Raw genomic sequence first — 3,847 nt, forward strand, 5'->3', positions numbered from 1 at the left:
AAGACACCGCTACCGGATACTCACTCAGGCGCTACCAGATACTCACCACACCGCTACCATTTCAGTCTTCTGAACAGAGATACCATGCGACAGCACGGTCGACATGATCACAAATGTTCCACCCATTCCTGGCTACCTCTTAGCCAAACAGCTCATGGGATATCTCGCTGTCCGCAGTCGTATCGACAATAGTCGCCTACGACTGCGGGAAACTCGGCCTACGTGGTTAAGAAGAAGACCTCGAGTTCGTTGCCATGCCTCAACAACAGACCACGCGCAACCCTAGGATTTGCAATACCAGCCGAAGAAATGGCCGAACTCCTAGGCTATGCCAACGAAATCTAAAACCGTGTATCCGCGACCACTAGAATCTGCCACCTGCGCATGAGGAGAAGTCCCCTGGATGATGACATCCAGGGGACTTCCCAATGGCGGAGGATAGGGGATTTTTCCGCACCCGGCTTGAACTGGACTTTTGTGGAGTTTTTCTAAAAAGGGGATCTCAGGAGGGATATTCGGTGGATAGGTATGGCGTTACCTGACGTCTTTCCTGCTGCTTGATTTGGGGGGGGGGATCAACGGGACTCGAATTTTTTTCGTTCAATGAGGATTAACCCCGGTAGTGTTAAAGGTAGTCCATTTAATGTCGAAAGTACTAGGAGATGAGCAAGCCAAAGGATCAACGCTACGTCCACAAGCCAATTGATAGGTTCGGTTTCGTTGTAGATGTCGGCTACTACAAGCCAAATGGAGAATGGGTTCCTGCGCCTCGGATCAAGGGGTTCATGAATTACGGCGGTCTACTCTCAGGGCCTCGTTGGGGTTATGACAAGGTCACCGGGATTCGGTACGTATTTTGGCTGAACGGTAACAACGGGGAAGAGCCAGAGTTCTTGGATGGATGGGACGGCCATGGACAGTGACGATCTGAAGCTTTCCAAGGCCGCTTCCGAATACATTGAACGGCGGGCGGCATTCTGGCTTCTGGAAAATAATCCCGACCTCGGCTCGCGCGATATCAACGATGCTGCGCTGAATGAGTGTCTTGAAACTCTTTACGGTGAATGGGTGGAACTTGCAAAGCCTGCCGTCGAGACGGTCAATGAGTTTGTCGGCTTTGACATTCGGCTCTGCATCAATGTTGGCCGCATCCGCGAAGACTTAGCTTTCCTGCAGGGAATGGCGCTCAGTTAGTTGGATACGTCTGTATAAAACCTTGATTAGCCAGTCGGAATGCCGACGACGAGTCGTTGAAGCATGGATGGAGTGTCGGAAAGTCTTTGTACGGTACAAAACACAGAATCTATGTGTTGGTGGAAGTGCCCTAAAGGACGGAGTGCAAACAGGGGAACGAAAGCTGTGGGGAGATGCGAGGTCTATGAGTCTGCCGTATTCGTCGTCATCGCAGGTTGATGATATGTTCAGCGAGGGGAAGAAAAGTTGATTTTACCAGTTGGGAGCCGGTAAAATTTAAGTGTTTCCCTAATGGATAGGACGTTCTCTCATGGCTCTCTCGACTAGACTGCTCGCCGTTCTCTCGGCTGTTACGCTTTCCGTTTCTGGTGCCGCGGTTCCGGCGGCACAGGCATCGCTGACTCAGGACCACCCGATCATCTCCCAAGGTGACGCTATTGGATCAACGAATGGACATGGATGCACTATTGGCTATAACGACATCAAGAACAACCGCTCATATATCGCAGCACATTGTGCTGATGAGGGCGAGACTTTTACCGTTTTAGCGAAGGATCTTTCTGACCTGTGGGAATCGGTTGGTGAGTTTCACATCAACCCTTCCTACAACGCCGAAGCGGCGGCTCAGGATTGGGGCTATATTCAGTGGAAGCCCGGCGAGGTCGAACTCGAGCCCAATGTCTTTTCAGATGACACCATCGTTCCGCTTACTTCGCTAGAAATGGGAGATCCGATCTGCTTCCATGGTAAGAGCACACATTTCAATGACTCCACGGGAGTAACGTGCGGGAAATATATGGGAGCCTTCGGCGGCACCTTTTTTGCTGATTTTGGCACCGCCGGGGAGCAGGGAGATTCTGGGGCACCGATGTGGGCACCTGGTAAAGGCTTCGTGGGCGTTCTTTCTGGTGACCAGTACTCAATCCTCAACGGTGTCCAGTACAAGACACGTGCTATTCGTGGAGCCGTAATCAATGATTCCAGGGAAAAGTCATATTCGTCCGATGATCTTTCAGATCTTTTCGCGGCGTACGAAGACTTCCTCAATCCGAAGCCGACCACGACATCCAAGCCAGAACCAGCTCCGGCAACCACAACCTCGAAGCAGAGCGAGCCGACTACCAACCCCGTCCCAAAGCCGGCTGAGCCGAGCAACGGCGGTTCATCTACTGGCGGCATCATCGGCATTATTGTGGGGCTGCTAGCCTTGCTTGGAATTGGTAGTGCAGCGGCATACTTTTTCCGCTAAGTTCTTATTCCCTAAAGAGCCCCCCCCTTGCTGACTTATACATTGCTGGGGGCTTCACGCTGTCGTGGCTTCGGCTACAACTTCATGAGCCACTCCTTCACCGCCGCGAACCCCGTCACTTGCCACGCCGGTAATCTATCCCCCTCTCGCTCCGCTGCCACAGCACTTTGAATCAGCCAATGCAGATAGTTACGCCGCAGCTCTGTATGCCACAACTCCAGCTCCCCTCCGGCAAGGCCAGCTGGGTTATACGGGAACGTCAACAGGACTTCTGGGGACTGCACCCCGTATTCCTTGAGCGCTCCACGCCCCTCCATCGCTGAACGCTCATCGTTCATGGCCCACAGGAACAAATCCTCGATGATACCGCCGCAAAAAGAAGCCAGCTCTCGATCCTCGACCTCGGCTGTCACCCGCGCTACGATTCGCTGGGCTTGACCAGATTCATACAGTCCCGTCCAACCGCCGAACATGTCCCACTCGTTATGCAAAGCGCGATTCAGGTCAGTGATAAGTACCTTGGCTCCTGGGTGGTGTTGCTCCATCAGGTCGAGATCCACGTGTGGGAGGTACGGCCAGTACCGTCGAGCCGTGAGCAGATCAATCATCGCCACGGTGTCGGGTGGGAACTCGGATCGTGGGATTGCAGCTTTGGTCTCGGCTCCAATGATCCAGAAACCCTCGCGCGTAAACAGTGATGCGGGCATGCATGCTCCTGATTCTGAGGAGCGTGGACAAGAGGCAGTTTGCTCGTTCATCAGCTGAATTCTGATGCGTTAACTATTCGCGCATGCTCCAATTCATTAGACCGGCAGATTTGGGAGCGCTCTGTTTGAAATGCATTCAAATGGGGAACTCCGAAGCAACGCGAACCGTCCTGTGGCCTAGTGAACCGTGGGCAGGGTTGTGAAATGAGTCTTAGACGTATTGCTGCCAATATTCTTCGTCCCGGTGGCCGTGGTTGTAGTAGCAAGTGGAATTATTCACCCGGCACCACTTGGCTAGGTTCTTTGCTGATTCGGACTTTTCTTCGGGATCTTTGGTCTCGTCAAAGATGGTCATCCAGAAATAGGATTCGTCTTTGTGGCCGTGGTTGTAGTAGTAGGTTTTGTCGTTGATGCGGCACCATTTTGCCATGGTGCGTGCCATCTCGAAACGTTCGTCTGGGTCTTTGGTCTCGTCAAAGATGGTCATCCAGAAATAGGATTCGTCTTTGTGGCCGTGGTTGTAGTAGTAGGTTTTGTCGTTGTCGCGGCACCATTTTGCCATGGTGCGTGCCATCTCGAAACGTTCGTCTGGATCTTTGGTCTCGTCAAAGATGGCCATTGCGGACCTGACCCCTGTTTGGTAGACACCTGATATCCAGCCCAGTTGGGTTGGGAAGAAAGGTAATCTACCACCATG

The 3,847-nt window shown here is 52.6% G+C and carries 4 protein-coding genes; 2 read left to right on the forward strand and 2 right to left on the reverse strand.

Annotation, left to right across the window (positions count from 1 at the left end; translation table 11 throughout):
* Positions 1 to 912: 912 nt before the first annotated feature.
* Both QP999_RS13300 and QP999_RS13305 read left to right on the forward strand, forming a co-directional pair.
* On the forward strand, positions 913 to 1,194 hold the full coding sequence (locus QP999_RS13300) for a hypothetical protein (RefSeq protein WP_284848461.1): 282 nt from the start codon (positions 913 to 915) through the stop codon (positions 1,192 to 1,194).
* A gap of 310 nt (positions 1,195 to 1,504) precedes the next feature.
* Positions 1,505 to 2,443, forward strand: coding sequence for a chymotrypsin family serine protease (locus QP999_RS13305; RefSeq protein WP_284848462.1), 939 nt, complete (start codon positions 1,505 to 1,507; stop codon positions 2,441 to 2,443).
* 74 nt (positions 2,444 to 2,517) lie between these two features.
* Here QP999_RS13305 and QP999_RS13310 read toward each other — a convergent pair whose 3' ends face one another.
* Positions 2,518 to 3,150: a hypothetical protein gene (locus QP999_RS13310; RefSeq protein WP_284848463.1), complete on the reverse strand. Its 633-nt coding sequence runs from the start codon at positions 3,148 to 3,150 to the stop codon at positions 2,518 to 2,520.
* Positions 3,151 to 3,361: 211 nt separating this feature from the next.
* Positions 3,362 to 3,847, reverse strand: a 486-nt coding sequence (locus QP999_RS13315; protein ID WP_284848464.1) for a hypothetical protein, incomplete at its 5' end; no start/stop codon positions are given.

This window comes from Corynebacterium sp. MSK004 (assembly GCF_030232515.1).
Classification (GTDB): Bacteria; Actinomycetota; Actinomycetes; order Mycobacteriales; family Mycobacteriaceae; genus Corynebacterium; species Corynebacterium hesseae.

What these genes read in the sequence shown, in the direction of transcription:
- QP999_RS13300 (WP_284848461.1), top strand. Translation starts at nt 913, where the DNA reads ATGGACAGTGACGATCTGAAGCTTTCCAAGGCCGCTTCCGAATACATT.
- QP999_RS13305 (WP_284848462.1), top strand. Translation starts at nt 1,505, where the DNA reads ATGGCTCTCTCGACTAGACTGCTCGCCGTTCTCTCGGCTGTTACGCTT.
- QP999_RS13310 (WP_284848463.1), bottom strand. Translation starts at nt 3,150, where the DNA reads ATGCCCGCATCACTGTTTACGCGCGAGGGTTTCTGGATCATTGGAGCC.